Raw genomic sequence first — 24,780 nt, forward strand, 5'->3', positions numbered from 1 at the left:
CGGGGCCTACCGTTGCAGCTCGATGATCGTCTGCCCGATCCGGATGGGAGAGCCGGTCTCGACCGGGACCGCCTCGTGCACTCGCGTGGATCCTAGGTAGGTGCCGTTCCGCGAGCCCAGGTCCTCGACCCACCAGCGACCCTGATCGGGGAAGATCCGGGCGTGCCGGGCCGAGCAGTAGTCGTCCTCGAGGACGAGCGTGGACCCGGGGGCCCTCCCGATGAGGACGGCGGAGCCCCCGAGCTGCAAGGTGGTGCCGCTCAGTGGTCCGGCGGTCACGCGCAGCCGGGTGGGGGTCTGGCTACCGCGGGCAGATGCGGGGCGCTGCTGTGCTGATGGCCGGGGCTTGCTGCCGGTCAGCACGGAGCCTCGTGCCAGGACCCGGGTGCCGAAGACGTCGCGGCGCAGCACGGCGATGGCGGACAGGACGAGCAGCCAGATCAGCGCCAAGTAGCCCAGCCGCAAGAGGGTGACGATCAGTTCGCTCACGCCGGGGCACCGGAATCCTCGGTGCCGGACCAGAACATGATCCGGGTGCGCCCGATGGTCAGAGTGTTGCCGTCCACGAGTGTGGCGGCCTCGACGTGGTGGCCCTCGACATAGGTGCCGTTCGTGGAGCCGAGGTCGGTGGCGACGACGCCGTCCGGAGTGATCCGGATCTCCAGGTGGCGACGGGAGACCCCGGTGTCGTCGACGATGATGTCTGCCTCCGAGCCGCGGCCGATGACGGTGACCGGTCCGGTGAGCAGGTAGCGCTGACCGTCGATGTCCAGGATGGGGTGTCGCCGGCTCGGACTGTCGGTGGTGGCGGGTGCGACAGCCCCGCGCTTGGAGGAGGAGCGGACGCGGAACCGGCCGGGCTCGAGGTCCTCGGCCTGGTCGAACTGGACGTCCACGGGTCCGACGAAGACGTAGTGCTGGCTGGTGGCGTGATCGGTCGCCGCGCCGATCATCTCCTCGGCCATCGCGTCCTCGCCCCAGTCGAGGACTTGGTCGTAGTCCTTGCGGGCCAGTTCGACGGTGAACGTGTTCGGCACCACGGTGCGGCCACGGGAGAGGGCAGCGGTGCGCTCATCCATGTCCCGCCGGATGGCGCTGGCGATCTCCACGGGCTTGAGGTCGGAACGGAATGCCTTTGCGAAGGCATTGTTGACCACCCGCTCGACACCCTTCTCGAACCGGTCGAGGACTCCCACAGCGCACCTCCTGAGGACCTCATCGCTACGGACCCGCCGCCGGTGGCCTATGGGCCTGTGCAGGTCCCACGAGCCGAGGCGGGCATCGTTCTCCCTTGGAATCGTATGCTCTCGCGCGCGTCGGCGGGGAACGGCGTGCCGGGGAAGGGGCTCGTGATGCAGGGGCCGGCTCCAGATCACGGCCGGGCGGCGGCCTGGTCGGGCTGGGAAGCCGGGAACGTGGAGCGGTGTGTGCTTGCTGACAGTGACCCGCAGAATTGGCTGGCGCACGTGGCGATCGTGTAACCTAATCTTCGGTGTTCGCGTCGCCTCGGTGGCGTGGGTCCACCAACTCGCGCGAGTGGCGGAATAGGCAGACGCGCACGGTTCAGGTCCGTGTGCCCGAAAGGGCGTGGGGGTTCAACTCCCCCCTCGCGCACGTGAGCGAAGGGCTTCTCACCAGGCAGAACACCGTCTGGTCGAGGGGCCCTTCGTCGTTCAGCAACGACCGATGCAACAGCGGCCTCCGCGGCAGGAACCCTGGGCCTGGCGTCCGCCCGCGAGCAGCGGTGGACGCAGGGAGCAGCCCCGACCTCGGACGGCCGGGGATGGCCGGGCTCCGAACGGGGTGCCCGGGCCAGCCAGGCAGCCGGTGCGATCGGGAGAATGGCTATCAGGGTGTTGGCCGAGAGTGAGCAGGCCGGCACCGGCCGGCCGAGGGTGACCAGACAGCTCGGGCTGGTCGTCAGGCAGGGAAGGGGCGCGCTTGGATTTGCGCTCTGACCTGCGGAAACGTTGAAGGTGTGTAGTTTGTGTAGCTGGAAACCATAAGGTCTCACGTGCGCGCGTAAGAGACGTTCTGACGAGGTCCTCGCCGACCAGGAGGACTACGTCGCCGGCGTCATCGACCTCGACGGGCTCGGCAGGCGTGGGCGCGCCCGGTACGGCGTCGCGGAGCCGCGCGCATGACCGAGCATCCCCATGCCAAGGATCTCGCCTGGAGGCGATCCCGATCGCCGAGGCAGCCCTCCCGTCAGGCCGCGCCTCCGACGTAGATGTGATGCTCGTGTCGTCCACGCCCTGGTTCGGCAGCGAGGTCTATGTCGAGGTCTCCATCCCCGATGGTCCGAGCCTGGCGGTGGAGATTGCCGAGGACGACGATGTCCGGTCGCTGGTGTCGAAGCTCAAGGCGGCGGTCTCCGAGCTGCTCGACTGAGCGACCAGGTGCTGAACGAGGGGTTGGCCAGAGAACCTGCCCTCAATCGCAGCCGCCTGCGACTTCGGCGTGGTCGGGGTCGGGAAGCGACAGCACCCGGGTTCACGAATCACCGGACTGCACTCGAATGAGTCTGACTTGTGCTGCTACTGCCCGTGATGCACGCGCGTGCTGTCGGAGGTGAGTACCGCGCCGTCGCTCCCTGTGACTGCGAGCAGAGGAACTCGTTCGCCAGAGCCGTCAACGAGGGTTGAGTGCGACTCGTCCGCCTTGAAGGCGTGCCGCTCGCCCCACTGCCGAAGTGCCACGATGGCCGGGAAGAGGTCCTTCCCTGAAGGCGTCAGGGCGTACTGCTTCCTCGCGCCGGTGGGGGGATCGACCTGGGCCATCAGGCCGTGCTCGGTCAGCTTGCGGAGCCGGTCGGTGAGGATATTGCGCGCGATCCCGGTTCGCTCCCGGAAGTCCGTGAACGAGCGCGCCCCATCCATCGCGTCACGCACGATCAGCAGGCTCCACCGGTCTCCCACGAGGTCGGCGGCCCGCGCGACAGGGCACTCGGGGTCCGTCCAAGCCTGAGCATCCGCCACCATCGTGCACCTCCTCATTTGGTTGCAGTTTGAAACTCAACTGCCGTACGCTCCAAGCGTAGCAAATTGCAACCAAATCGTCGGGGGTGAAGATGAACCGGAAGACGAGGCTGCTGATGGCGGTGGTGTGCGGGACGGCCGTCGCCAGCGTGTACGCAGGCCAGCCGGTGCTGGGACAGATGGGGCGCGACTTGGGCGTCGCCGCAGACGCCACGGGCTGGTTCATCGCCGTCGGGCAGGTGGGATACCTGTTCGGCCTGGTGCTGCTCGTGCCACTCGGCGACATGCTGAACCGGCGGCGACTGATCGCTGGGCATCTGGCGGTGATCGCCCTGGGCCTCACAGTGGCAGCACTCGCGCAGGTTGCCTGGATCGCGTTCGTCGGGCTCGCCATGGCCGGGGTCTTCGCCGTCGTCGTCCAGATCGCGGTTGCTCTCACGTCCGCTCTGTCGGCTCCGGCCGAACGCGGTCGGAACCTCGGGATCGTAACCTCCGGCGTGGTCGTCGGCATCCTCGGATCACGGATCCTCGCCGGTGCCCTCGCGGATCTGTGGGGATGGCGCAGCGTCTACGCGGCGATCGCGCTCCTGTCCGTGCTGCTGTGCGGGCTCGCGCTTCGGGCACTTCCTGAGGAGAGCCGAACCGGAGGCGTCGGCTATGGGCGTCTTCTGCGAACCTTCGCCGGCCTCTTCGCCGATCCCCTGTTCCTCAGTCGCGGCGTGATCGCGTTCCTCCTCTTCGCGTCCTTCGGTGCGCTGTGGAGCGGCATGGCGCTTCCCCTCGGGTCCACGCCGTGGCACCTCAGCGAGGCGGCGATCGGGCTCTTCGGTGTAGCAGGTCTCGCCGGTGCGCTCGGAGCTGCCCGCGCCGGGCGGTGGGCCGACCGGGGGAACTCGAACCGGATCACCGGCGCGGCCGTCGTCCTGCTGCTCTCCTCCTGGGCTGCGATCGCCGGTCTCGGATGGTCGCTGCTGATTCTCGCGTTCGGCATCCTGCTGCTCGACTTCGCCGTTCAAGCCGCGCACGTCAGCAACCAGCACATCCTCACCACCAGCTATCCAACGATCACGTCCACCGTCATCGGCGCGTACATGGTGTTCTACTCCACGGGCTCCGCCTTCGGTGCGGTCGCGACCACGGCCGCTTACGGGGTCAGTGGATGGACCGGGTCTTCCGTGCTCGGCGCAGTGCTTGCCGCCGCTGCTCTGGCCGCGTGGGCGCTCGGCTCTCGAGCGCTGCGACGCGGCCCTGTGCCACGACGGCCCGATGCTGATCGGGTCACGGCTTCATGACGCGGCCGCGACGCTGGCTCTGGACAACGCGGAGACATCGGTCCAGGAAGTCGGTCACGCAAGGTCGCGTCTCATCAGAGGGTCTTTGCGGCTCCCGCATCCGCGGACAGCTTGATCTCGATCGTGGACGCGGTGTCTGCAACTCTGTTGCACGTCAGAGGGATCGCAGACTGCGCTTCGTGATCCGCTCGGTCGGCTGCCCTCGGAGAAGGTCGTATCGGGACAGGGCGGGGGCTCACTCGGCATTGATCCGGCGCGCGGTCGTCAGCAGCGCCATCACGAGCCGACTGGCGTCGCCGCTTCGTGGCCGTCTCGTCTGGGGCTTAGGCGAGTGCCTTGACAGCGTCGAGGTACTCGTCGATCGCGTCGCGGTTGCGGGCGAGGAAGTCGATGCGCTCGGTCATGCGGTCGCGCTCGCGCTCGAGCGTCGCGAGCATCTCGGGCGTCGCGTCGACGAAGTGGATCGTCCTCGGCTTGTCGAGGCAGGGGAGGATCTGCCTGATGATCCGGGTCGGCAGCCCGGTGTCGATGAGGCCGCGGATCTGAATGACCCGGTCGACAAGGTAGTCGTCGTAGTCCCGGTACCCGTTTGGCATGCGGCCCGGCACGATCAGCCCCTCGTCCTCGTAGTACCGCAGCGCCCTGGTGGACGTGTCCGTGAGCTTCGCAAGCTCTCCGATTCTCATGCGTGCCCCTCATCGTTGTCCGCGGTGGTCGACTTGACCTTCACGTTAACGTCAACCTTTGACGATGGCGTCATGACACGAATCGACACCCTGCCGCCTGCAGCTCGATCTGAACGCCTGCCCCTGGCAGGGCTCCTAGCCCTGTGCACGGCGAGCTTCATCACGATCATGACCGAGGCCCTGCCCGCCGGGATCCTGCCGGCGATGAGTAGCGATCTCGGGGTGACCGAGTCCGCTGCCGGGCAGACCGTGACCGTCTACGCGATCGGCTCGGCCCTCGCTGCGGTGCCGTTGACCGCGGCGACCATCGGCTGGCCGCGTCGGCGACTGCTGCTGCTCGCGATCGGCGGGTTCGCCGTGGCGAACACGGTCACCGCAGTCTCGGACAATTACGTCCTGACGATGGTTGCGAGGTTCGTGGCCGGCGTGGTCGCGGGCCTGCTGTGGGCGCTGCTGGCCGGCTACGCCCGCCGCATGGTCGCGCCTCACCAGCGCGGTCGGGCGATGGCGATCGTGATGGCCGGGACGCCGATCGCGCTGTCCATCGGCGTGCCTGCCGGGACGTTTCTCGCCGGGCTCGTCGGCTGGCGCTACACCTTCGGGGTCATGACACTGCTGACCCTCGTGCTCGTCGGATGGGCGCTCGCTACGGTCCCGGACTTCCCCGGGCAGAGGAAGGAAGCGCGTCTGCCGTTGCGCCGGACGCTCGCGATCCCTGGCGTGGTCGCGGTGCTGTTCGTGACCCTCGCCTTCGTCCTGGCACACAACGTCCTGTACACGTTCATTGCACCGTTCCTCGCCCCGCTCGGGTTGGCCGGGCAGGTGGACGTGCTGCTGCTGGTCTTCGGCGCGCTCTCGCTGGCGAGCATCTGGATCACCGGGGCGCTCATCGACCGCCGCCTGCGCACGCTCGTCGTCGCCAGCTGCGCGCTGTTCGCCGTGTCCATGCTCGTGCTCGGCTTGTTCGCGGCGACGCCGTGGCTGGTGTTCCTCAGCGCCGGTGCGTGGGGGCTGTCCTTCGGCGGTGCGGCGACCCTGCTGCAGACGGCTTCCGCGGAGGTCGCAGGGGCCGCCGGTGACGTCGCGCAGTCGCTCGTGGTCACGTGCTGGAACGTCGGGATGGCCGGTGGCGGCATCGTCGGCGGGCTGCTCCTGGCCGGCGCTGGTCCTGCGTCCTTGTCGTGGGCCGCTCTCGTGCTGGTCGCCGCCGCGCTCGTCGTGGCCGTGGCCGCGCGCCGCCACGCGTTCCCCTCGTACGCGGTGCGCAGCGACCGCGAACGCGCCGAAGCATGATGGAATCACCGGGATCCGATGCTTCCTGCCGGGCGTCCGATCGGCATGAGGCCGAGGAGGGTCTCGCCCTCGTCGCACAGCGCGGATGTCATGTGTGCTGCCGCCGCACCGTCGAGTCCCCCGACGAATACGGTGCCGAGTCCGGTTGCGGCCGTCCACAGGTACACGTTCTGGGTGATGAGGCCGGCTTCGAGCCAGGCGAAACGCTCACCCTGGCCCGGTGGGAGCTCCTCAAAATGCTTGTCGGCACGCTCGATATCGGAACTGAGCATCAGGATGAGCGGGCAGGTCGTGAGCCAGGGTGCGTCGATCGTCGCCTCGGCGAGGCCGGCGCGGTGGTCGCCGCTGCGGACGAGGGTCAGGTGATGCTCGCGTGCCGAGTACCGGTACGCCCCAGGCGGTAGGCCCTCGACATCACCCGAGATCACCGTTGTCGTGACGAGATAGCGGCCGCGAGCCGAGGCGTGGGCGCGCCCGGCGCGCATGCTGGCCGCAGTCCACAACACGCTGCCGACGGTGTCCAGATCGACCGGCTCGGCGTCGTACTCCTTCACCGACCGGCGATCCGCCCGGATCTCGGCGAGGCACGGTGGAGCGCTATGCGGCAGTGCGAGAGGTGTCATCAGTGCCCGATCCTCCCATTCGCGCACTGGCGGAGGCTCGCTTCGGCGAGTCATCCCCGGTGCCGGGCGTGCTGTGCCGGTCCGGCGCGCCGGGTCCCGTGATGCAACCGCTCCTGCCACGACAGGCTCATCAGGCCGAGCAGGACCAAGAGCGCGGCCACCGCCGTGAGGCGCCACGATTCCTGCGGGCCGAGCATGGATCCGGTTTCGGCCAGTTCGGGCGCGGGCGGCGTGGGCTGTTCGGGCGCGGGTTCAGCGGACGTGCGGTCTTCCACCGGCGCCTCCGGCTCCACCGGCTCCGCAGGCGCGCTCACCGCCGTGGACTCGTTCGGCAGCCCGCACACCCCTTCACCGACGACCTCCCGCCGGTCACCGCGCTCCCGCACCAGGCGTTCCACCCAGAACACGTTCCCGGGTGTGCTCACGGTGACCGGTTCGGACTCCACCTGGCCACCGCCCTCGATCCGGACGGTCGAGCCGGCCACCGGTTCCGCCTCGCACACGGCGGCGACCTCCGGGCGTTCGGCGACGACATGGCCGTCGCTATCGAGATCCAAGGGCGCGAGGTCACCGGCCGCATAGGCAGCGAACTCCACCGACCACTCCCACCCGTCGTCGGCGCCGATCACTCCGTCGGGGTCGCTCACCTGCGCCACATCGCCGAATGGCTCACCCGGTGCCGCGACCTCCTGCGCCTGTGTGGTGACCGTCGGTACCTGCGCCACCTGCAGCATCTCGGCCTCGTCGTAGGGGGAGGTCTGCCACGGGTCCACCCGGGCGTCGCCATCGAAACTGGTCACGATCACGTAGTGCCCCACGCTCGACGGCGCAGCCTCACCCTCGAACAGCACGCTCACCTCCCCGTTCACGGCAGGTGTGCGTACCTGGCCCGCGACCTGCGCATTCGGCAGGTCCACCGGGTGGGTCTCCTCATTCGGGCGCTGCTCGAACGGCCCGTACAGGCGGTGCGTCACCATTGGCTCATCACCCGACCAGGAGCCGTCGAGTCCGTCGAACTCCGGGTGATCGTCCGGGAATCCGGTGATCACCACCGTGTCGCGCACACTGTCGCCCGGTAGGATCAGTTGGTCGGCCGGGTCCACCTGCGAGGACGCCATGGCCGGATGGGGCACTGTCGCCGTCTCCGGTCGCTCGAAGAACGGTGTGGTCACGTCCTCGCTCAGGTACTGCCGGACCTCGGAGCTCTGCGACTCGCGCCGCATCGCCCACACCCACGTGTAGAAGCCTGGCTCGGACGCGACGAAGGCCTCCGATGGGTAGGTGCCTGGACCGGTCACCGTAAGCGAGGTCGTCCCGGCGACCGGCTGGTCAGCCGGAACGCTGAGCTGTTCGGGCTGCGGCCGGTCGTACGGGCCGTACAGCGTTCCCTCGAAGGACACCGGCACGCCTTCACCCGCGCCCTGCTCTTCTCCCTGCCCCTCGGCCTGCCCACCGATCTCCCCGACGGTGGCCCATCCCTCTCCCGTCACGGTCACCTCGTCCACCAGCTCATCGCCCAGGTCGACCCGTTCCTGCGCGACGACCGTGGAGATCCCGGGATGGAAGCCCACGATCGCCGTCGCTGAAACACTGGACTCCACACTCTGCCGACGACCCGCGGGGAATAGCCGCTGGGAGGAGGCATCGCCGTCGAGAGGGTCCATCCGGTGCAAGGCGTCGGGAAGCCCGGTCACGGTCAGCCGCACCGTCACCTCGCCGTTGCCCGTGACCGCGAGATCCCGGCTTCCGGGCCGAGCCTGTGTGGTTCCTTCGAGAGTCGTGGATCCGTCCTCCCACGTGGCGGGCCCGCTCAGGCTCGCCTGCCAGGCGTAGCCAGGGAGCCAGTCTCCGTCCGCATCACGTACTCCGATCCCGTTCACCTCGCCGGTGTCGGTATCCAGCGAGAGGTCGTCGGCGCGGTACGGACCGGCGTTCTCCCGCGCCTCGGCGATCATCGCGTCGGCTCGCGCACTCGCGCCCGCCGCGATGCGGTCGGCCTCGAACCCCTGCCAGTCGAGCTCGGCACCGGCCAACCGGATCGTCGCGAGGTCGGCCGCCACCGCCTCCCGCAGATCGCTGGTGTCGGCGAAGACGGCCATCACATACCCGAGCTCGTGGATCACCTCCCCGCTCACCTGTGGGGCCAGACGTCCGTCATACCGTTGCGGCCTCAGCGAGGAGACGGGATAGGGGTCGCTGTAGGTCGAGGCGGTCTCACCGTCAGCGTCGGGATGACCGGGGCCGAACTTGGCTCCGTCAAGGGCGCAGACGGCCCGGTCGCCGTCGGCGGCGATGAAGTTGCCGAAGTAGGAGCCGCCTGGCGTCCACCCGCCGGCGTCGCGCTCCCACCCGCTGGTCTCGGCCACGGCCGCCGGACCGGCACCCAGGAAGGTCGCGATGATGCAGATGGCGAACGTCACGATCGCGAGCGTGCGTCGCGGGCGGGTTGAGGCGGCATGGGAAGGGTGAGGAGAAGTCGTCATGTCCGGGATCCTCACGCGGCCCGGTCTCACTGCGCTGAGCACCTGGGTGGGGGCTGTGGACAGAGGTTCCAGCGCGGAACACCTGTGGATAGCCCGCCACTGTCCGTACTTCGTAATCCCTGACGCCCGCAGCGCGCACGGCCGCGCGGCAATGATGGGAGCATGCGAACCCGATGGATGGCCACCGCGGCCCTGGCCGGACTCTTGCTCACGAGCTGTGCCGGGACCGACGAGAACACGTCCGCCGATGACGAGGATGGAATGACGCCGGACGAGATGATGACCGAACCGGAGGAGACGTCCTCCGACATGGCCGGCGAGGAGACGCCGTCGGGGGAGACGGAGGGGACGCCGTCGGAAGACATGGCCGGCGAAGCCGAACCGATGGACGTGCCGGAGACGCTCGCATTCACCGCCACCACCCTCGACGGCGAACCCTTCGACGGGGCCACGCTGGCGGGAGCACCCGCGGTCCTGTGGTTCTGGGCACCATGGTGCCCCACCTGCCGGGCACAGATCCCGAACATGACCAGCCTCGGCGAGCAGTACGCAGGGGAGGTGAACGTCGTCGGGGTCGGCGGACTCGACACCACGGAGGCGATCGCCGATCTCGCCGGCGACATCCCCGACGTCCAGCACCTCGTGGACGATGACGGCGAGGTGTGGTCCCACTTCGGCATCACCTACCAGAGCACGTACGTGGTGCTCGATTCCCACGGTGAGATCGTGGACGAGGGCGCCCTCTCCGACGAGGAGTTGAACGCGGCCGTCGCCGAGCTGACATGATCGACTCCTCGGCTGCCGCCCTCGCCCTCGGCGCGGGCCTGGTCGCGGCCGTCAACCCGTGCGGTTTCGCCCTGCTGCCGGCCTATCTCAGCTTGTTCGTCATCAAGGACGCCCCACCCACCCGGCGCGGCGCGGTCCTACGGGCGCTGCGCGCGAGCCTGGCCCTGACGATCGGCTTCTCGGCCGTGTTCGTGACGTTCGGCCTCGTGGTCGCTCCGGTCGCGGCCGGCGTCCAGGCCTACCTGCCGGTGTTCACGGCTGGGCTCGGTCTTGCGCTGCTCGGCGTGGGCGTGTGGGTGGCGCTCGGGCGGAGCCTTCCCAGCATCCGCCTGCCACGGCGGAAAGGACCCGTGAAGCCTGTCACCGCCACTTGGCGCTCGATGATCGGATTCGGCGCCTCGTACGCGGTGGCCTCGATCGGCTGCACCATCGCCCCCTTCCTGGCCGTCGTCGTCACGGCATTCCGTGCCGACTCCGCCGTGAGCGGGATCGTCCTATTCACCCTCTACGCGCTCGGGATGGGGCTCACGGTTGCGGTGGCCGCGACGGCGACCGCCCTCGCTCGGCGAGGCATCATCGGCGCGATGCGCCGCACCGGTGGAGGGTTGCCACGAATCGCCGGCGGTGTGCTCGCCCTGGCAGGGGCGTACGTGGCCTGGTACGGCATCTGGGAACTGCGGGTCCTGCACGCCGGCGCAGGGCCGGACCCGATCGTGGAGGCCGCTGCGTTGGTGCAGCGGTGGCTCGCGGAAGCGGCCGGGGCTCTCGGGGTGGCTGGGCTGGGTGTGGCGCTCGCGGTGCTGCTCGTGCTCGCTCTGATCCGACGACGGCGCAACGCACCCGCGCGGGACTGACTGGCCTTTCGACACTTCGGGTGGCCCCGCATCCTGCACGCGTACCCGTTCGAATCCACTTCCAGCGCTCGAATCCACCTACGGGTAGCCGGACCGGGATTCGAATGCTGCAGCGAGAGGTGCCGGCGTGCCGGTGGAGCGTGGCCATTCCCCGACGGCGGAGCGTGGCGTCACGTTCACGGACGTTTGCCTTCGCGTCGACCACTGTTCACCTCCCGGTGGGCAATCCGTCCACGATGCCTCACTAGCGTGGCCGTGACGTCCAGAGGGGCGCTCTCCCACCCCCGCAAGCCCACCCGAAAGGCACCGGCCCATGCGCCAGAACATGCGACAGACCCCGCGTCGTCTCTCCCACAAGACCACGCTCGTGACCGCGCTCGCCGCGACGACGGCCCTTGCCCTCGCAGGCTGCGGCGCCGAAGCATCCGGTTCCGATTCCGACGGCGGCAGCGACTCCGCCGGGACCACCGACTCGGACGCGACCGAGTGGCCGGAAGAGATCACCATCTCCCTCGTCCCCTCCGTCGAGGGTGAAGACCTGGCCGAGGCGCTCGACCCGCTCACCACCTACCTTTCCGACGGCCTCGGCATCACGGTCGAGGGCGTGGTCGCGACCGACTACGCCGCCACCGTGGAAGCGCTCGGCGCCGACCAGGCGCAGGTGCTCATCACCGACGCCGGCTCCCTCTACAACGCGATGGAGCAGTACGACGCCGAGCTGATCCTGCGTGACGTGCGTTTCGGGGCCACCTCCTACGCCTCGATCGCGATGACCAATGACCCCGGCACGTACTGCGCCGACGAGGTGGTCACCGCGACCTACGGCGCGACGGGAGACGAGCTCTCCTACTGCAACGGCACCGAGGCCGGTCCGGACGCCACCGGTCAGGGCCCCGCGGGCCTCGACACGCTCGGGAGCATCGCCGAGGGCACCCCGGTCGCGCTGCAGGCGGCCACCTCCCCGGCCGGGTACCAGTACCCGGTAGTGGCGATGCGTGAGCAGGGCATCGACACCGACGCCGGCATCCAGCAGATCCCGGTCGAGGGCAACAACAACGCCGTGCTCGCCGTAGCGAATGGTGACGCCGAGGTCGGCTTCGCCTACTGGGATGCCCGCTCCACGGTGACCGAGGAGGTCCCCACGGTCGGTGAGGACGTCGTGGTGTTCGCCTACACCGAGATGATCCCCAACGGCGGCGTCGCCGTCGCCCCGAGCCTGCCGGAGGACCTGGTGGCCGAGCTCACCACCCTCATGGACGACTACGCCGACTCCTCCGAGGAGGCCGCCACGGTCATGTTCGACCTGGTCGGACTCTCGGACTGGAGCGCCGACACCGCCGAGGACGAGATCACCCGCTACGGCGAGATCCTCGCTGAGTTTAGCCAGTGAGCCCAGTTCAGCCAGTGAGCCCAGTTCAGTCAGTGAACGCAGCTCATCCAGTGACGGAGCCCAGCCAGTGACGATCCAGTCCACGACCGGGGGCGCGGCGGCCGAGACCGCCGCGCCCTGGGCCCTCTCGCTCACCGACGTCTCGGTCACCTACCCGAATGGGACCCGGGCGCTGAAGAACGTGTCGGTGCACATCGAGCCCGGTGAGATCGTCTCGATCGTGGGCCTGTCGGGCTCGGGGAAGTCGACGCTCATCCGCACGATCAACGGCCTGGTTCCGGTCACCTCGGGCTGGGTCACCGCCGGCGGTCACGACGTCACGCGTGCTCGGGGGCGGGCCCTGCGCGAGCTGCGCGGCCACGTCGGCATGATCTTCCAGGGCTTCAACCTGGCCGACCGGGTCAGCGTGCTCGACAACGTGCTCGTGGGCCGGTTCGCGCACACCCCCACCATTCGCACCGTGCTCGGCCTGAACCGCGCCGCCGACCGCGAACTGGCGCTGCGCGCACTGGACTCGGTGGGCATGCTCGAGAAGGTCTGGACCCGCGCGGGTGCTCTCTCCGGTGGTCAGAAGCAGCGCGTCGCGATCGCGCGTGCGCTCTCGCAGGAGCCGTCGGTGATGCTGGCCGATGAACCCGTGGCGAGCCTCGACCCGCCGACCGCGCACGCCGTCATGAACGATCTGGCCCGCACCAGCAGCGAACGCGGCCTGACGGTGCTGATCAACATTCACCTGATGGACCTGGCGCGCCAGTACACCCAGCGCATGATCGGCCTGCGTGACGGGGAGCTGGTCTACGACGGCCCGGCGGCTGAGGCCACCGACGCCGACTTCGAGCAGATCTACGGTCGCCCGATCCAGGGCCGGGACCGCCTGGGGAGCGTGTGATGCCTCCGACGGCGTCCCCTCCCGGTGCGGCCGCCTCACCTGAGGCTGTCCTTGAGCGGAGTCTCCCACCTCGCCCGCGCCATGCCGGGCGTAGAGCGGCAGTGGTGGTGGCCCTGTGCGCCTTCACCGCTCTCACCTGCTGGCCCGCGATCGGCGGTGTGGAGATCGACCTGGCCGGGCTGGTGCGGAACTGGTCCAACGGGGCGGACAAGATCGCTCAGCTGCTGCGACCGGACCTGACGTTCCTGCCGCGCACCGTGGCCCCGATGTTGGAGACTCTCGCGATGGCCGTGGCGGGGGCGGCGTTCGCGGCGATCATCTCCATCCCGCTCACCCTTGCCGCCGCCCGGCCCAGCAACCCGAACCCCCTCACGCGCCAGCTGGTGCGCTTCTGCATCAACGTCAACCGGGCCGTCCCGGACCTCGTCTTCGCCACGGTGCTCGTCGCAATGGTGGGAGTCGGGACCCTGCCCGGCTTCCTCACCCTCTTCCTGTTCGACCTCGGCGTCGTGGTCAAGCTGGTTTCCGAGGCGGTCGACTCCGCCGACCATCCCTACCTGGAGGCAGGTACCGCCGCGGGCGGCACGCAGGCGCAGATCAACCGCGCGACGGTGCTGCCACAGTCCTGGCCGTTGTTCGCGAACCAGTGGCTCTACTCCCTGGAGCTGAACGTGCGCATCTCGGCGATCCTCGGGATCGTCGGTGCCGGCGGGATCGGCCGGCTGCTGGATGAACGCCGCGGTTTCTTCGCCTACGACGACGTTTCGGTGATCATCCTGGAGATCCTCGTGGTGGTCGTGGTCATCGAAGTCATCTCGAACGCGCTGCGCAGGAGACTGCGATGAGCCGGCGCGAGGTGGCGCAGCGCCACGGTGAGGTGGCGCCGGGCCCAGACGAGCCCGTACCCAGCCCCGGTGCCGTGGAGCAGACCACGGTAACGTCCACACCGGCAAGCACCCCGGCCCTCCCGCCCAAACCCTCTCGCGTGACGGCGACGCTTGCCGCCGTGGCGACGGGCGCCGTCGTGCTGGCTGCGACAGCCGGGCTGAACATCAGCTGGACCGAACTCGGCGACGTCCCCGGGCGGGTGGTGGAGTACCTACTCCTGATGTTCGCCGACCCGAACTGGGAGAAGCTGCCCCGGGCGCTGTTCGAGACCTGGCGCTCGATCTCGATGGCGTGGCTCGGGGCGATCGGCTGCGTCGTCGTCTCGATCCCGTTGGGGATGCTGGCCGCGAGCGGGATGGGCCCGGCGTGGCTGCGCGTGGGGTTGCGCGCGATCTTCGCCGTCATCCGGGCCGTGCCTGAGGTGATCATCGCCCTGGTGCTGCTGACCGTCACCGGTCTGACGCCGTTCACCGGTGCCCTGGCGCTCGGCATCGCCGGTATCGGGACGCAGTCCAAGTGGGTGTACGAGGCGGTCGAGTCGGCCCCGACCGGAGCCACCGAGGCCGTGCGCGCCGCTGGGGGATCCACCGCTGAGATCGCGCGCTGGGCGATCTGGCCCGCGGTCGCGCCCGTGCTGATGTCGTTCGCCCTGTACCGGTGCGAGATCAACATCCGCACCTCGGCCGTGCTCGGACTGGTCGGTGCCGGAGGGATCGGTTCGATGCTGTCGAACTACACCAACTACCGCGAGTGGGACACGGTGGGCATGTTGCTCATCGTGGTCGTGGTGATCACCATGGTCTTCGACCTGATCTCCGGGTCGATCCGCCGGCGCATCATGGAGGGAGCGCGTGTCCGTGACGTGGACAGGACCCGCTGAGGCTCCAGTGTCCGCGCGGATCGCCGCGCTGGCACCCTCGCTGCAGCCGAGTGAGCGACGAGTGGTCGATGCGATCGCGGCCGACCTGATCGCCGCGGTGGAGTGCACCGCGCAGGAGATCGCCGACCGGGTCGGGGTGGGCCGGGCGTCGGTGATCCGCACCGCGCAGAGCCTTGGCTACGACGGCTACCCGCAGCTACGGGTAGCGCTGGCACGCGAGGTCGCACTGGCCCCCGCTGCCGCGACCGCCGACGACTCACCCATCGGCAGCCTGCGCGCCGCGGTCGACCGGTTCGCGCGCACCCTGCCCCACCTGACGGCGGCCCTCACCCCCGCGGACGTCGAACGGTTCGTCGCGGCTGTCGACGTGGCTCCCCGGGTGGTGCTCGTGGCCGCCGGTCTCTCCGCACCGCTCGGGCTGAGTATGGCGATGCGGCTCAGTGCCGCCGGCCGCCCGGCCGAGTACCTGCCGGACACGCTCTCCCAGCTGATCGCGGCGCGCAGCCTGGAGCCGGGTTCGGTGTGCCTGGTGATCTCCGGCTCCGGAGCGAACCAGCCCAGTCTCGACGCGGCCGCCGCCGCACACGAGGCCGGGGCGCAGGTGCTGGTGCTGACCTCGTTCGCGCGGGCCCCGATCGTCGAGCACGCCGACACGGCGCTGGTGATTCCCGCCGTCAGCGACTCCTTCTCCGATGAGCTGGTGCACACCTCCCGTGCGGCGCTCGCACTCGTGATCGAGGCACTGGTGGACCAGGTGGTGACCCGGCGCGGGAGCCGGGGGCGGGAAGCGCGTGATGCTGCGCTGCGCCTGATCGGCGGGCGGTTGCGCGAGTAGTAGCCTACACATGTGGATGTGCAGGTGTATGATGGAGGTGTGGGATCGAAGTTGGAGCGGCGCATGCAGGTGCTGGTCGACGACGAGCGGTTCCGGCGACTTGAGGCCGAGGCTGCCGCTGCCGGCTCCTCGGTGGCGTCGGTCGTGCGCATGGCGATCGACGAGCACTTCCTGGCGAACCGCGATTCCCGAGCGGACGCGGGGCGCCAGCTCATGGCCGAGTTCGGCGATGGTGACGAGGCCACCGAACCGGACTGGGTCGAGTCGAAAACTGCCCTGATGCACGATCTGGACGCGAAGCTCCCGTGACGCCGTACCTCGTCGATACCGCAGTGTTCGCCTATGCCCTGGGCGCCGCGCATGTTCGACGCGAGGCGTGCCGGGCCGTCGTGGCGCGCGCGACCGCGGGCGAGTTCGAGTTGCATGCGAGCGTCGAGATGGTCCAGGCGCTGCTGCACCATCGCATGCGCCGGACCGACCGCGCCTCCGCGCTCCGGCAGGCGCGCGCCGCTGGCGGACTCTGCGTGCTGCACCCATTCGATATGCCCGTTCTCGAGCGAGCGCTGAGCCTCGTGGAGACGACGGCCCTACGGGGGCGCGATGCCGTCCACGCCGCCACTGCCGACTGTCACGGACTGGATTCCATCATCAGTCCGGATGGCGATTTCGACGGCATCGCCGGCCTGAGACGCGTGGCACCGGAGCAGGTCGCCTGATCTGCGGAGCCATCAACCACCGACCAAACTTCCAGGCAAGGACATGGGGTGGAACGTGGGTCCATGCGTCGGAACCTGTGTCGAGCGCCATCACCGCGTTGGCGAGGCCTCACCGCTCCAGCAGCACCAGCGTCTCGAAGTGCTCGGTGTGCGGGAACATGTCCAGCACCCGGGCGCGCACCGGTCGCAGTGACGCCATCGCAGTGAGGTCACGTGCGAGGGAATCCACGTTGCAGCTGGAGTAGAGCACGTGCCGCACCCCAGAGCCTTCTAGCCACCCGGCGAGATCCGCCCCGATACCGCGACGTGGGGGATTGACCACCACCAGATCAGGCTCCTGTGCAGCGCCAAGCGCGAAGGCGGTCGCATCACCGGCCTCGAACCGCACCCCGGTACCGACCCCCGCGGCGCTCGCAGTCGCGGCCGCGACCGCTTCGTGGCTCGACTCGACACCGATCACCTCGACCCCGGGCCGCGCCAGGTGTAGTGCGAAGCCGCCCACGCCGCAGTACAAGTCCCAGGCCGTGCGGTAGGTGAGCTTCGCTGTCCAGGATGCTGCGAGCGTGTACAGCGCACCGGCCATCTGCGAACTGGTCTGGAAGAAGCCCTGCGGCCGCAGGTACATCTCCGCGTCCCCGACGTGCATCGGCAGTAGCGCCCGCTCGGTGAGCACGATCTCCTCAGCGCCCTCGAGAACCGCGCTGTGGGTGGGATGCAGGTTCACCGACGCCACGGCCAGGTGCGGCAACCGGTCAGTGAGCCACGGAAGATGTTTGCGGATACGGGGCACCGACTCGGTGGACCGCAGCACGAATCGCACCAGCAGCTCACCGGCGGGTGAGGCCGTCACCAGCACGTACTTCAGCTCGCCGCGGCGGGAGGTCACGTCATAGGGCACCAGACGGGCCGCCGTCATGAACTCCGCCAGCACCGGCAATGCTGCCGCCACCGCCGGCTCGTGCAGCGGGCAGTCCCGCAGATCCTGCACGGACCCGCCGGCACCGAGGATTCCGAGCCGCGGCTCGTCGACAGATCCGCCCGCGACCATCTTGGCCTTGTTCCGGAAGCCGCTCTCGGCCGAGGCGAGCGGGTCGTCCCACGCAGGGCCCTCGCCCACTGCAGCGCGAGCCCGTTCGTGCTTCGCCGCGAGCTGGGCGTCGTACGGCGTCTCGATCAGCGTGCAGGAGCGGCATCGCCCGGCGTCGTAGTAGTCGCACTGCACATGAGTGAGGGTACGCGCGCCGGTCGCGTGGCGGTGTGTGAGCGCGAGCATCGCCAGATGGCGCGGCACGCGCATCAAGGGGGAGGGTTGATGTGCCTCGTCCCGCATCAAGGGGGAGGGCCGATGTGTCTGAGCCCGCACGAAAGGGAGGGTTGGTGTGGGATGCCCCGGTCGGAGCGGCATGGGCCTACGCTTGTCGCTCATGCGGGTCACCATGCGCGACGTCGCCGAACGCGCCGGCGTCTCGGTCAAGACCGTCTCGCGCGTGGTCAACGGCGAACCTCACATCCGCCCCGAGACGCAGACGCAGGTGCGCACCGCCATCGCCGAGCTCGGTTGGCACCCGAATGCCTCCGCTCGCACCCTGCGCACCGGCCGGACGGGCGTGATCGCCATCATGGTGGCCGAGCTGCGCCGGCCGCTGCTCGCGGCGATGGTGGAGGCGCTGGTCACCGAGGTCGACCGGCACGGCCTTCATGCTGCCGTCGAGCCGATTCACGACGACGCAGCTCGCCTTCGCGAGGTCCTCGCCTCACGTGGACGAACCTTCGACGCGCTGCTGGCGGTGGATGCTCCCGAGTTGCCTGAGGTCACTGATGACGACGGCCCTGTCGTCCGCGTCGACCTCACCGCCGTCGTGCCCACCTCGGGTCATGATCGCGTCTACGTCGACCGCGAGCAGGCCGCCGACCTGGTGCTGCGTCACCTGCGATTGATGGGGCGTTCCCGGATCGTGCGGCTCGGCCCTGGGCCGCTGGACTTCCATCCCGAGGCAGCGGCAATCCCGGCCCTCTCCCTGGAGGGGCCGGACCGGCGTGCGGGCTACCGCGGCGCGCAACGGGCGATCGTCGATCAACCGCAGGTGGACTCCCTGGTGTGCGGAACGGATGAGATCGCCCTCGGGGCGCTCGCCGGCTTGTATGCGGCGGGGATCGAGGTGCCGGGCCGGATCGCCGTGACCGGCTTCGGTGACCTGGAGGACGGCAGGTTCGCGACGCCGTCGTTGACCACACTCGATCCGGACCCGGCGGGTATGGCGCGTGCTGCGGTGGATCTGGTTCGGGGCCGGCTGCGTGGGGCCGCCGATGAGCAGGGACATGACCTGGCTGTCCCCGTATCCCTGATCCGGCGCGAGTCCACGATGGGGGCGAGCCCGCGATGAACGGCAAGCCCACCCTCGATGACGTCGCCGCGGTGGCGGGCGTCTCGGCGAAGACAGTCTCGAACGTGCTGCTCGAGCGCCCACATGTCGCCGAAGCGACCCGTGCGCGGGTGCGTGCGGCGGTGCAGAAGGTCGGCTATCAGGTGAACCGCGCCGGCCGTGGGCTGGCGTCGGGCCGCAGCGGGCGTATCGCCGTCGTGGTGCCCAAGCTGTACCAGCCCTACTTCGCCGAGATCGCCGAACGGCTGATCGTGGCCCTCGGCGACGCCGGCTTCAGCTCGACCCTGCGCATCGCCCCGGACGCCCACGCGGAGCGGGATGCCGTGCTCGGGGTGACCACCGCCGACGCGGACGGCGTCATCATCTGCCCGCACCGCCTCACCACCGAGCTGCTGGGAGGTCACGTGCCGAGCCGGCCGGTCGTCCAGGTCGGCGGTGGCCGTACCGGCCTGATCGATGTGGTCGTGATGGGCGAGAGCACGGGGTTCGAGGCCGTCACCCGGCACCTGCTCGACTCCGGGCGGCAGCGCCTGGCGCTGGTGTCGAACTCCACCAGGAGTGGCCGCCCCGAGGGTGCGCGGTACGACGCCTTCGTGGCAGCGCACCGCGCCCGTGGGATGGAGCCGGACCCGGCCCTCATGGTGGCCGGTTCGGACTGGGACCGGCGCGTCTCCGGCTACGAGGCCATGACGGGCCTGCTGCGTTCCGGCGCCGAGTTCGACGCTGCGGTCGGGATCAACGACGCCGTCGCGGTAGGAGCGATGCGGGCGTTGCGCAGCCATGGCCTGCGGGTGCCGGAGGACGTCGCGGTGACCGGCTTCGACGACACCGACGAAGCCGGCTTCACCGTGCCGCCGCTGACCTCGGTCAGTCCTGAGCAGCGGGAGATGGTTGCCGCCGCCGTGCAGATGCTGGTGGAGCGGCTGGACGGTCTTGACGTCGCGCCGCGTGAGCACCTCACCGGTGCTCACCTGGTGCCGCGGGCATCCTCGGGCGCTCGCAGCTGACGCGATGAACGTTCGCGAAAGTGAACGCTCACATCTGAACCTGTCTTGCTATTGACAACGCTGAATGATGGCGCCTACTGTCGACCGCAGTTCACGCAAAGGAGCACATGTGACGCAGCAGCAGGTGGCGCCCACACCCACCTCCCCGCCCTCGCCGGCTTTCGTCCGCCCGGCCGAGGTGGCCCCCGCCATCCCTCACGGCACACCGGTGTATCGTCCGCTCGACCTGCGCTCCGTCCGGCTCAGCCCGGAAGGCGCCCTTGGCGCCTGGCAGCGCCGCAATGCCGAGGCGACGATCGGCCACTGCATCGCCCACCTGGAGACCTCCGGGGTGATCGACAACTTCCGCCGGGTGATCGGCGAGTCCGGTGCCGACTACCGCGGCTTCGTCTTCGCTGACTCCGACCTGTACAAGACGATCGAGGCCGTCGCATGGGAGATCGGCCGCACGGGTACCCACGAGTGGGACCCCTGGCTCGACGAGGTGATCGGCCTGGTGGCCCGGGTGCAGGAGCCGTCCGGCTATGTGATGACCTGGATCCAGGGCGTGCACCCGGAGAGGAAGTTCGCTGAGCTCGAGTGGACGCACGAGATGTATGTGGCCGGCCACATGATCCAGGCCGCGGTGGCACTGGCCCGTGCGGCCGGCCGGGACGAGCTGCTCATCGTCGCCCGGCATTTCGCCGATCTGCTCGACCGGCGATTCGGACCCGGGCGCGAGGAGGGCATCTGCGGGCACCCGGAGATCGAGACCGCCCTCGTGGAGCTGTACCGCCACACGGGCGAACGCCGCTACCTCACCCTCGCCCAGCGGATGGTCGACTTGCGCGGTACCGGTCTGCTCAAGGTCGGTGGCCTGGGCGCCACCTACTTCCAGGACCACGCGCCCGTACGGGAGGCGAGGGACGCCGTCGGGCATGCCGTGCGCCAGCTGTACCTGAACGCCGGGGTGACCGACGTGCAGCTGGAGACCGGCGACGCGACCCTGATGCAGGCGATGCGCGCACAGTGGAGCAGCGCCCACCACCGCAAGATGTACCTGACCGGCGCGTTCGGATCCCGGCACCGGGACGAGGCCTTCGGCGACGACTACGAGCTTCCCTCCGATCGTGCCTACGCCGAGACCTGTGCCTCCATCGCCGACGTGCACTGGACCTGGCGGATGATGTTGGCCAGCCCGGATCTCCTGCCGGAGTACGCCGAGACGATCGAGCGCGAACTGCACAACGCCCTCGCCGCCGCCGTGGACTCCACCGGCACCCGGTTCTTCTACGCGAACCCCTTGCAACTGCGACCGGACCGATTCAGCGAGGAGAACGCCCCGCGCGACCGGCAGCACTGGTACGCCTGCGCCTGCTGCCCGCCGAATCTGGCGCGCCTGGTGGCCCAGCTCAGTTCCTACGTGGCCACGGCGAGTGAGCAGGAGCTGGCGCTGCACCTGTACGCCGACGCCGAGATCGACGTACCCGCTCACCTGGGTGGGGGCACGCTGCGCGTGTCCACCCGCTACCCCGACGACGGTCAGGTCATCGTCAGCCTGGAGGGCGCGCCGAGCTTGCGCTTGGCTATGCGGGTGCCGAGCTGGTCCGGCACCACCACTCTCGACGGCGGATCGGTCACCCTGGACGACGACGGCTACCTGCGTGTGGACCTGCAGTCTGCGACGCCCGTCACGCTCTCCCTCGACTTCACCCCCCGGTGGACCCGAGCCCACCACCGCGCAGACGCCCTCCGCGGAGCCCGCGCCATCGAGGTCGGCCCCCGGGTGTACTGCCTGGAGCAGGTGGACCTGCCCGAGGGTGTGGCCGTCGACGACATCCGCGTGGCCGCCGACGCCGAGCTGGAGACAGTTGCCGGCCCGGACCACACGCGGGTGCGGGTCGAAGGCGTGGCGAGGGACGCCGTCGACGGCCTCTACCCGGCAGCAGGCCGCGGCGAGGCGGGGGATTCGGTGGTGACCCGCGAGGTGGCCCGAGAGGTGACCCTGACCGCCGTCCCGTTCTCGACCTGGGGAAACCGGGGCAGCACCGCCATGCGGGTGTGGCTGCCGATCGTCTGACACGTGTGCGGCCGAGTGGCCGTACCGGACTCGAGGAGGAGTCGTATGTACCGCATCAGGAAGAGCCGGTCCATGCCGGCAGTGGCCGCTGTGATGGCGGGGGCGCTGGCATTGAGTGCCTGCTCCGGTGGGGACGGGGATGAAGGCGGCAGTGGTGGCGACACCATCCAGATCCTGGTTCTCAAGCACGCACTGACCGGGGCGATGGCCGATATGGGCTGGGTAGCCGATCTGGAGGAGGCGGCTGGGGTCACCATCGAGTGGGAAGAGGTCTCAGCCGACTGGGACCAGAAGAAGTCCACGATGCTCGCCGCCGGCGACATCCCGGACCTGGTGGTCGGGACCAACGCGATCACCAACGCTGACCTGGCCACTTTCACCGGCCTGTTCGAGGACCTCAGCGACGATATGGACGCCCTGCCGAATGTGGCAGAGATGTTCGATGCGGTGCCCGTCACGCAGGAGATGGCCACCATGCCGAGCGGTGCGGTGTACTCCCTGCCCAGCTACCGGCGCTTCTGGCCGGAGACGGGAACCCGCCAGTTCATCAACCAGCAGTGGCTGGACACCCTCGGCCTCGAGCAGCCGACCACCTGGGACGAACTGCACGAGGTGCTGCTGGCCTTCAAGGAGGAGGACGCCAACGGCAACGGCGACCCCGACGACGAGATTCCGATGGACTGGGCACCGGCCGGTGATGACGGGTTCGGGCTGTTCCAGCCGACGGTGCTGCTCGGCAGCCTCGGCCTGCCGATCGCCGACGGCGGCGCGCAGGGCTACTTCGTCGAGGACGGCCAGGTGGGCAACTTCCTCATCGACGAGCGCTACCGCGAGCTCATCTCCTTCCTGCACGAGCTCTACGCCGACGGATTGATCAGCCAGGACGTGATGACGCAGGACTATTCGGCCTACCAATCCGTGGCCCGCGGCGACGGCGACAGCGCACGCGTCGGCTTCACCTGGGGTTGGACCGGTTCCGATCGCGTCGGCGCCCAGCTGGTCGAACAGTATGCGCCGCTCGCACCGCTGCAGGCCGATACCTCCATCGGCGCGGACGAGCTCACCTGGTCCTTCGACTCCTACCTGCTGAATTACGGCGTCAACTCCATCACGATGTCCGCGCAGTCGGACAACCGCGAGGGAGCGCTCGCGGTCATCGACGCCTTCTACGACCAGGACATCTCGATCCAGGCGCTCTGGGGTGAGCTGGGCGAGAACCTCGAATCCACTGGGGAGGACGCCTATGAGGTGCTGCCACCCGCGGACGGCGAGTCCGATCCCTCCACGTGGAAGTGGACCACCACCCTCGCCGACAACAGCCCCGGCTGGATCCGGGAGGACATCGACGTGGTCCTGCCCACGGATCTGCAGGAGGCGGCCGATCAGTCCGAGCCCTTGGATGCCGCGATCGCGAACGTGGACCCGGCCACCGACATCTTCCCGTCTCAACTCATCCGCATGAGCGAGGAGGATCTGAACCAGCTCTCACTCAACAACACCGCCGTCTTCGGAATCGCGATGCAGCGGTGGGCCACCTGGATCACCGAAGGTGGCGCAGACTCCGGCTGGGACGCCTACGTGGCCGAGGTCGAAGGCGCCGGTTTGGCGCAGAACCTCGAGATCCACCAGCGCTACTACGACGAGTTCGCCGCCTCGCAGGGGTCGTGACCTCGATATCTGATCAGGTGCGGCCGGCCGGGTCGGGTGACCCCACCGGCCGCACCACCACCGATCGAAGGAGATCGCTGTGACTGTGACGAGGACCGGGCCCGCCCAGGAGGCGGCCGTGGCGCCCTCACGCGGCACCAGTCGCCCGCGGCCGAAGGGAGTCGCTGGGCTGCGCCGGCACGTGCATCGGTACTGGCAGTTGTGGGTGATGGCCCTTCCGGCCATCGGCTTCGTGGTCCTGTTCGCCTACGTGCCGATGTATGGGCTGCAGCTCGCCTTCCGGGAGTTCGACTTCACCGCCGGGCTCACCGGGGGCGAGTGGGTCGGGCTGAAGTACTTCCGGCAGTTCTTCGAGAGCCCGCAGTTCTGGACTCTCATGCGCAACACGGTGGTCATCAGCGTCACCACACTGGTGGTCGGGTTCATCGCACCGATCGCTCTGGCGCTACTGGTCAATCAGGTGATCGGACGACGGCGCAAGCGATTCCTGCAGACCGCGACCTACCTGCCGCACTTCATCTCCATCGTGGTGATCGTCGGCATGCTGCAGGTCTTCCTTTCCCCCTCCTCAGGGCTCATCACCCGGGTGGCCGAGATGGTGGGGGTCTCAGGAGCGAACTTCCTGGGAGACACCAGCGCCTTCGTGCCCGTCTACGTGATCTCCGAGGTGTGGCAGCACGCCGGATGGAACAGCATCATCTACCTGGCGGCGCTCGCCAGCGTTGACCCCCAGCTCTACGAGGCTGCCCGAATTGATGGGGCGGGCCGGTTCACGATCATCCGCCACATCGACCTACCCGCGCTGGTGCCGACGATGATCGTGCTGTTCATCCTGAACATGGGCACGGTGCTGAGCACCGGCTTCGAGAAGATCTTCCTGATGCAGAACCCCCTGAACCTGGGGGTTTCCGAGGTGCTGGCCACCTACGTGTACAAGATCGGCATCCTGTCGAACCAGTTCAGCTATGGCACCGCGATCGGGCTGTTCAACACTCTGATCAACTTCACGTTCCTGGTGATCACGAACCAGGTGGCCAAGCGCGTCTCCAACACGAGCCTGTGGTGATCC

General features: G+C 69.1%; 24 protein-coding genes and 1 tRNA gene. 18 read left to right on the top strand and 7 right to left on the bottom strand.

Annotated elements, in window-relative coordinates; genetic code table 11:
* Window positions 1-6: 6 nt before the first annotated feature.
* Both FV560_RS02710 and FV560_RS02715 read right to left on the bottom strand, forming a co-directional pair.
* Window positions 7-489, bottom strand: a complete 483-nt coding sequence (locus FV560_RS02710) for an FHA domain-containing protein FhaB/FipA (protein WP_159618980.1) — start codon at window positions 487-489, stop codon at window positions 7-9.
* A complete protein-coding gene (locus tag FV560_RS02715) occupies window positions 486-1,196 on the bottom strand; it encodes an FhaA domain-containing protein (protein ID WP_159618982.1) in 711 nt (236 codons plus the stop codon). Before FV560_RS02715 ends, FV560_RS02710 begins: the two co-directional genes overlap by 4 nt.
* Window positions 1,197-1,530: 334 nt before the next feature.
* Here FV560_RS02715 and FV560_RS02720 point away from each other — a divergent pair.
* Window positions 1,531-1,614, top strand: a tRNA-Leu gene (locus FV560_RS02720).
* Window positions 1,615-2,241: 627 nt separating this feature from the next.
* On the top strand, window positions 2,242-2,391 hold the full coding sequence (locus tag FV560_RS02730; protein WP_159618984.1) for a hypothetical protein: 150 nt from the start codon (window positions 2,242-2,244) through the stop codon (window positions 2,389-2,391).
* A gap of 146 nt (window positions 2,392-2,537) precedes the next feature.
* Here FV560_RS02730 and FV560_RS02735 read toward each other — a convergent pair whose 3' ends face one another.
* The gene (locus FV560_RS02735) at window positions 2,538-2,981 is read right to left on the bottom strand and encodes a winged helix-turn-helix transcriptional regulator (RefSeq protein WP_200837497.1); all 444 of its coding nucleotides are present in this window, start codon (window positions 2,979-2,981) and stop codon (window positions 2,538-2,540) included.
* An 89-nt stretch (window positions 2,982-3,070) separates the two neighbouring features.
* On the opposite strand from FV560_RS02735, the gene FV560_RS02740 reads away from it, so the two are divergent.
* Window positions 3,071-4,270: an MFS transporter gene (locus FV560_RS02740; protein ID WP_159618988.1), complete on the top strand. Its 1,200-nt coding sequence runs from the start codon at window positions 3,071-3,073 to the stop codon at window positions 4,268-4,270.
* A gap of 323 nt (window positions 4,271-4,593) precedes the next feature.
* Here the strand turns inward: FV560_RS02740 and FV560_RS02745 are convergent, their stop codons facing one another.
* Window positions 4,594-4,956 carry a MerR family transcriptional regulator gene (locus FV560_RS02745; protein WP_159618990.1) on the bottom strand — a complete coding sequence of 121 codons (363 nt, stop codon included), beginning with the start codon at window positions 4,954-4,956 and terminating at the stop codon, window positions 4,594-4,596.
* 72 nt (window positions 4,957-5,028) lie between these two features.
* On the opposite strand from FV560_RS02745, the gene FV560_RS02750 reads away from it, so the two are divergent.
* Entirely contained in the window at window positions 5,029-6,249 is a 1,221-nt protein-coding gene (locus FV560_RS02750; RefSeq protein WP_159618992.1) for an MFS transporter, read from the top strand.
* 5 nt (window positions 6,250-6,254) lie between these two features.
* On the opposite strand, the gene FV560_RS02755 is transcribed toward FV560_RS02750, so the two are convergent.
* Both FV560_RS02755 and FV560_RS02760 read right to left on the bottom strand, forming a co-directional pair.
* A complete protein-coding gene (locus FV560_RS02755; protein ID WP_159618994.1) occupies window positions 6,255-6,872 on the bottom strand; it encodes a SagB/ThcOx family dehydrogenase in 618 nt (205 codons plus the stop codon).
* 50 nt (window positions 6,873-6,922) lie between these two features.
* The gene (locus FV560_RS02760) at window positions 6,923-9,355 is read right to left on the bottom strand and encodes a hypothetical protein (protein WP_159618996.1); all 2,433 of its coding nucleotides are present in this window, start codon (window positions 9,353-9,355) and stop codon (window positions 6,923-6,925) included.
* Window positions 9,356-9,517: 162 nt separating this feature from the next.
* Here FV560_RS02760 and FV560_RS02765 point away from each other — a divergent pair, with 162 nt between their 5' ends.
* The 9 genes from FV560_RS02765 to FV560_RS02805 all read left to right on the top strand — a co-directional run bounded on the left by FV560_RS02765 (window position 9,518) and on the right by FV560_RS02805 (window position 16,593).
* Window positions 9,518-10,141 carry a redoxin family protein gene (locus FV560_RS02765; protein ID WP_200837498.1) on the top strand — a complete coding sequence of 208 codons (624 nt, stop codon included), beginning with the start codon at window positions 9,518-9,520 and terminating at the stop codon, window positions 10,139-10,141.
* A complete protein-coding gene (locus FV560_RS02770; RefSeq protein WP_159618998.1) occupies window positions 10,138-10,995 on the top strand; it encodes a cytochrome c biogenesis CcdA family protein in 858 nt (285 codons plus the stop codon). The genes FV560_RS02765 and FV560_RS02770 overlap by 4 nt, the downstream gene beginning before the upstream one ends.
* 325 nt (window positions 10,996-11,320) lie before the next feature.
* Window positions 11,321-12,385 (top strand): phosphate/phosphite/phosphonate ABC transporter substrate-binding protein, encoded by a 1,065-nt coding sequence (gene phnD / locus FV560_RS02775; RefSeq protein ID WP_159619001.1) that lies wholly within the window; start codon window positions 11,321-11,323, stop codon window positions 12,383-12,385.
* 73 nt (window positions 12,386-12,458) lie between these two features.
* The gene (gene phnC, locus FV560_RS02780; protein WP_200837520.1) at window positions 12,459-13,274 is read left to right on the top strand and encodes a phosphonate ABC transporter ATP-binding protein; all 816 of its coding nucleotides are present in this window, start codon (window positions 12,459-12,461) and stop codon (window positions 13,272-13,274) included.
* Complete coding sequence (gene phnE / locus FV560_RS02785; RefSeq protein ID WP_159619005.1) at window positions 13,274-14,119, top strand: phosphonate ABC transporter, permease protein PhnE; 846 nt, start codon at window positions 13,274-13,276, stop codon at window positions 14,117-14,119. Before phnC ends, phnE (FV560_RS02785) begins: the two co-directional genes overlap by 1 nt.
* On the top strand, window positions 14,116-15,042 hold the full coding sequence (gene phnE / locus FV560_RS02790; RefSeq protein WP_159619007.1) for a phosphonate ABC transporter, permease protein PhnE: 927 nt from the start codon (window positions 14,116-14,118) through the stop codon (window positions 15,040-15,042). The genes phnE (FV560_RS02785) and phnE (FV560_RS02790) overlap by 4 nt, the downstream gene beginning before the upstream one ends.
* Entirely contained in the window at window positions 15,020-15,877 is an 858-nt protein-coding gene (locus tag FV560_RS02795; RefSeq protein WP_235019880.1) for a MurR/RpiR family transcriptional regulator, read from the top strand. Before phnE (FV560_RS02790) ends, FV560_RS02795 begins: the two co-directional genes overlap by 23 nt.
* 39 nt (window positions 15,878-15,916) lie before the next feature.
* On the top strand, window positions 15,917-16,186 hold the full coding sequence (locus FV560_RS02800; protein ID WP_159619011.1) for an antitoxin: 270 nt from the start codon (window positions 15,917-15,919) through the stop codon (window positions 16,184-16,186).
* Window positions 16,183-16,593: a type II toxin-antitoxin system VapC family toxin gene (locus FV560_RS02805; protein WP_159619021.1), complete on the top strand. Its 411-nt coding sequence runs from the start codon at window positions 16,183-16,185 to the stop codon at window positions 16,591-16,593. Before FV560_RS02800 ends, FV560_RS02805 begins: the two co-directional genes overlap by 4 nt.
* Window positions 16,594-16,702: 109 nt before the next feature.
* Here the strand turns inward: FV560_RS02805 and rlmC are convergent, their stop codons facing one another.
* Window positions 16,703-17,815, bottom strand: coding sequence for a 23S rRNA (uracil(747)-C(5))-methyltransferase RlmC (gene rlmC / locus FV560_RS02810; RefSeq protein WP_159619412.1), 1,113 nt, complete (start codon window positions 17,813-17,815; stop codon window positions 16,703-16,705).
* Window positions 17,816-18,017: 202 nt separating this feature from the next.
* On the opposite strand from rlmC, the gene FV560_RS02815 reads away from it, so the two are divergent.
* The 5 genes from FV560_RS02815 to FV560_RS02835 all read left to right on the top strand — a co-directional run bounded on the left by FV560_RS02815 (window position 18,018) and on the right by FV560_RS02835 (window position 24,777).
* Window positions 18,018-18,977: a LacI family DNA-binding transcriptional regulator gene (locus tag FV560_RS02815; protein WP_235019881.1), complete on the top strand. Its 960-nt coding sequence runs from the start codon at window positions 18,018-18,020 to the stop codon at window positions 18,975-18,977.
* Complete coding sequence (locus FV560_RS02820; RefSeq protein ID WP_159619023.1) at window positions 18,974-19,984, top strand: LacI family DNA-binding transcriptional regulator; 1,011 nt, start codon at window positions 18,974-18,976, stop codon at window positions 19,982-19,984. Before FV560_RS02815 ends, FV560_RS02820 begins: the two co-directional genes overlap by 4 nt.
* 109 nt (window positions 19,985-20,093) lie before the next feature.
* On the top strand, window positions 20,094-22,043 hold the full coding sequence (locus FV560_RS02825) for a glycoside hydrolase family 127 protein (protein WP_235019882.1): 1,950 nt from the start codon (window positions 20,094-20,096) through the stop codon (window positions 22,041-22,043).
* Window positions 22,044-22,088: 45 nt separating this feature from the next.
* Complete coding sequence (locus FV560_RS02830) at window positions 22,089-23,711, top strand: extracellular solute-binding protein (protein WP_159619027.1); 1,623 nt, start codon at window positions 22,089-22,091, stop codon at window positions 23,709-23,711.
* A 79-nt stretch (window positions 23,712-23,790) separates the two neighbouring features.
* Window positions 23,791-24,777: an ABC transporter permease gene (locus FV560_RS02835; RefSeq protein WP_235019883.1), complete on the top strand. Its 987-nt coding sequence runs from the start codon at window positions 23,791-23,793 to the stop codon at window positions 24,775-24,777.
* Window positions 24,778-24,780: the final 3 nt, after the last annotated feature.

This window comes from Ruania rhizosphaerae (genome assembly GCF_009805705.1).
Classification (GTDB): Bacteria; Actinomycetota; Actinomycetes; order Actinomycetales; family Beutenbergiaceae; genus Ruania; species Ruania rhizosphaerae.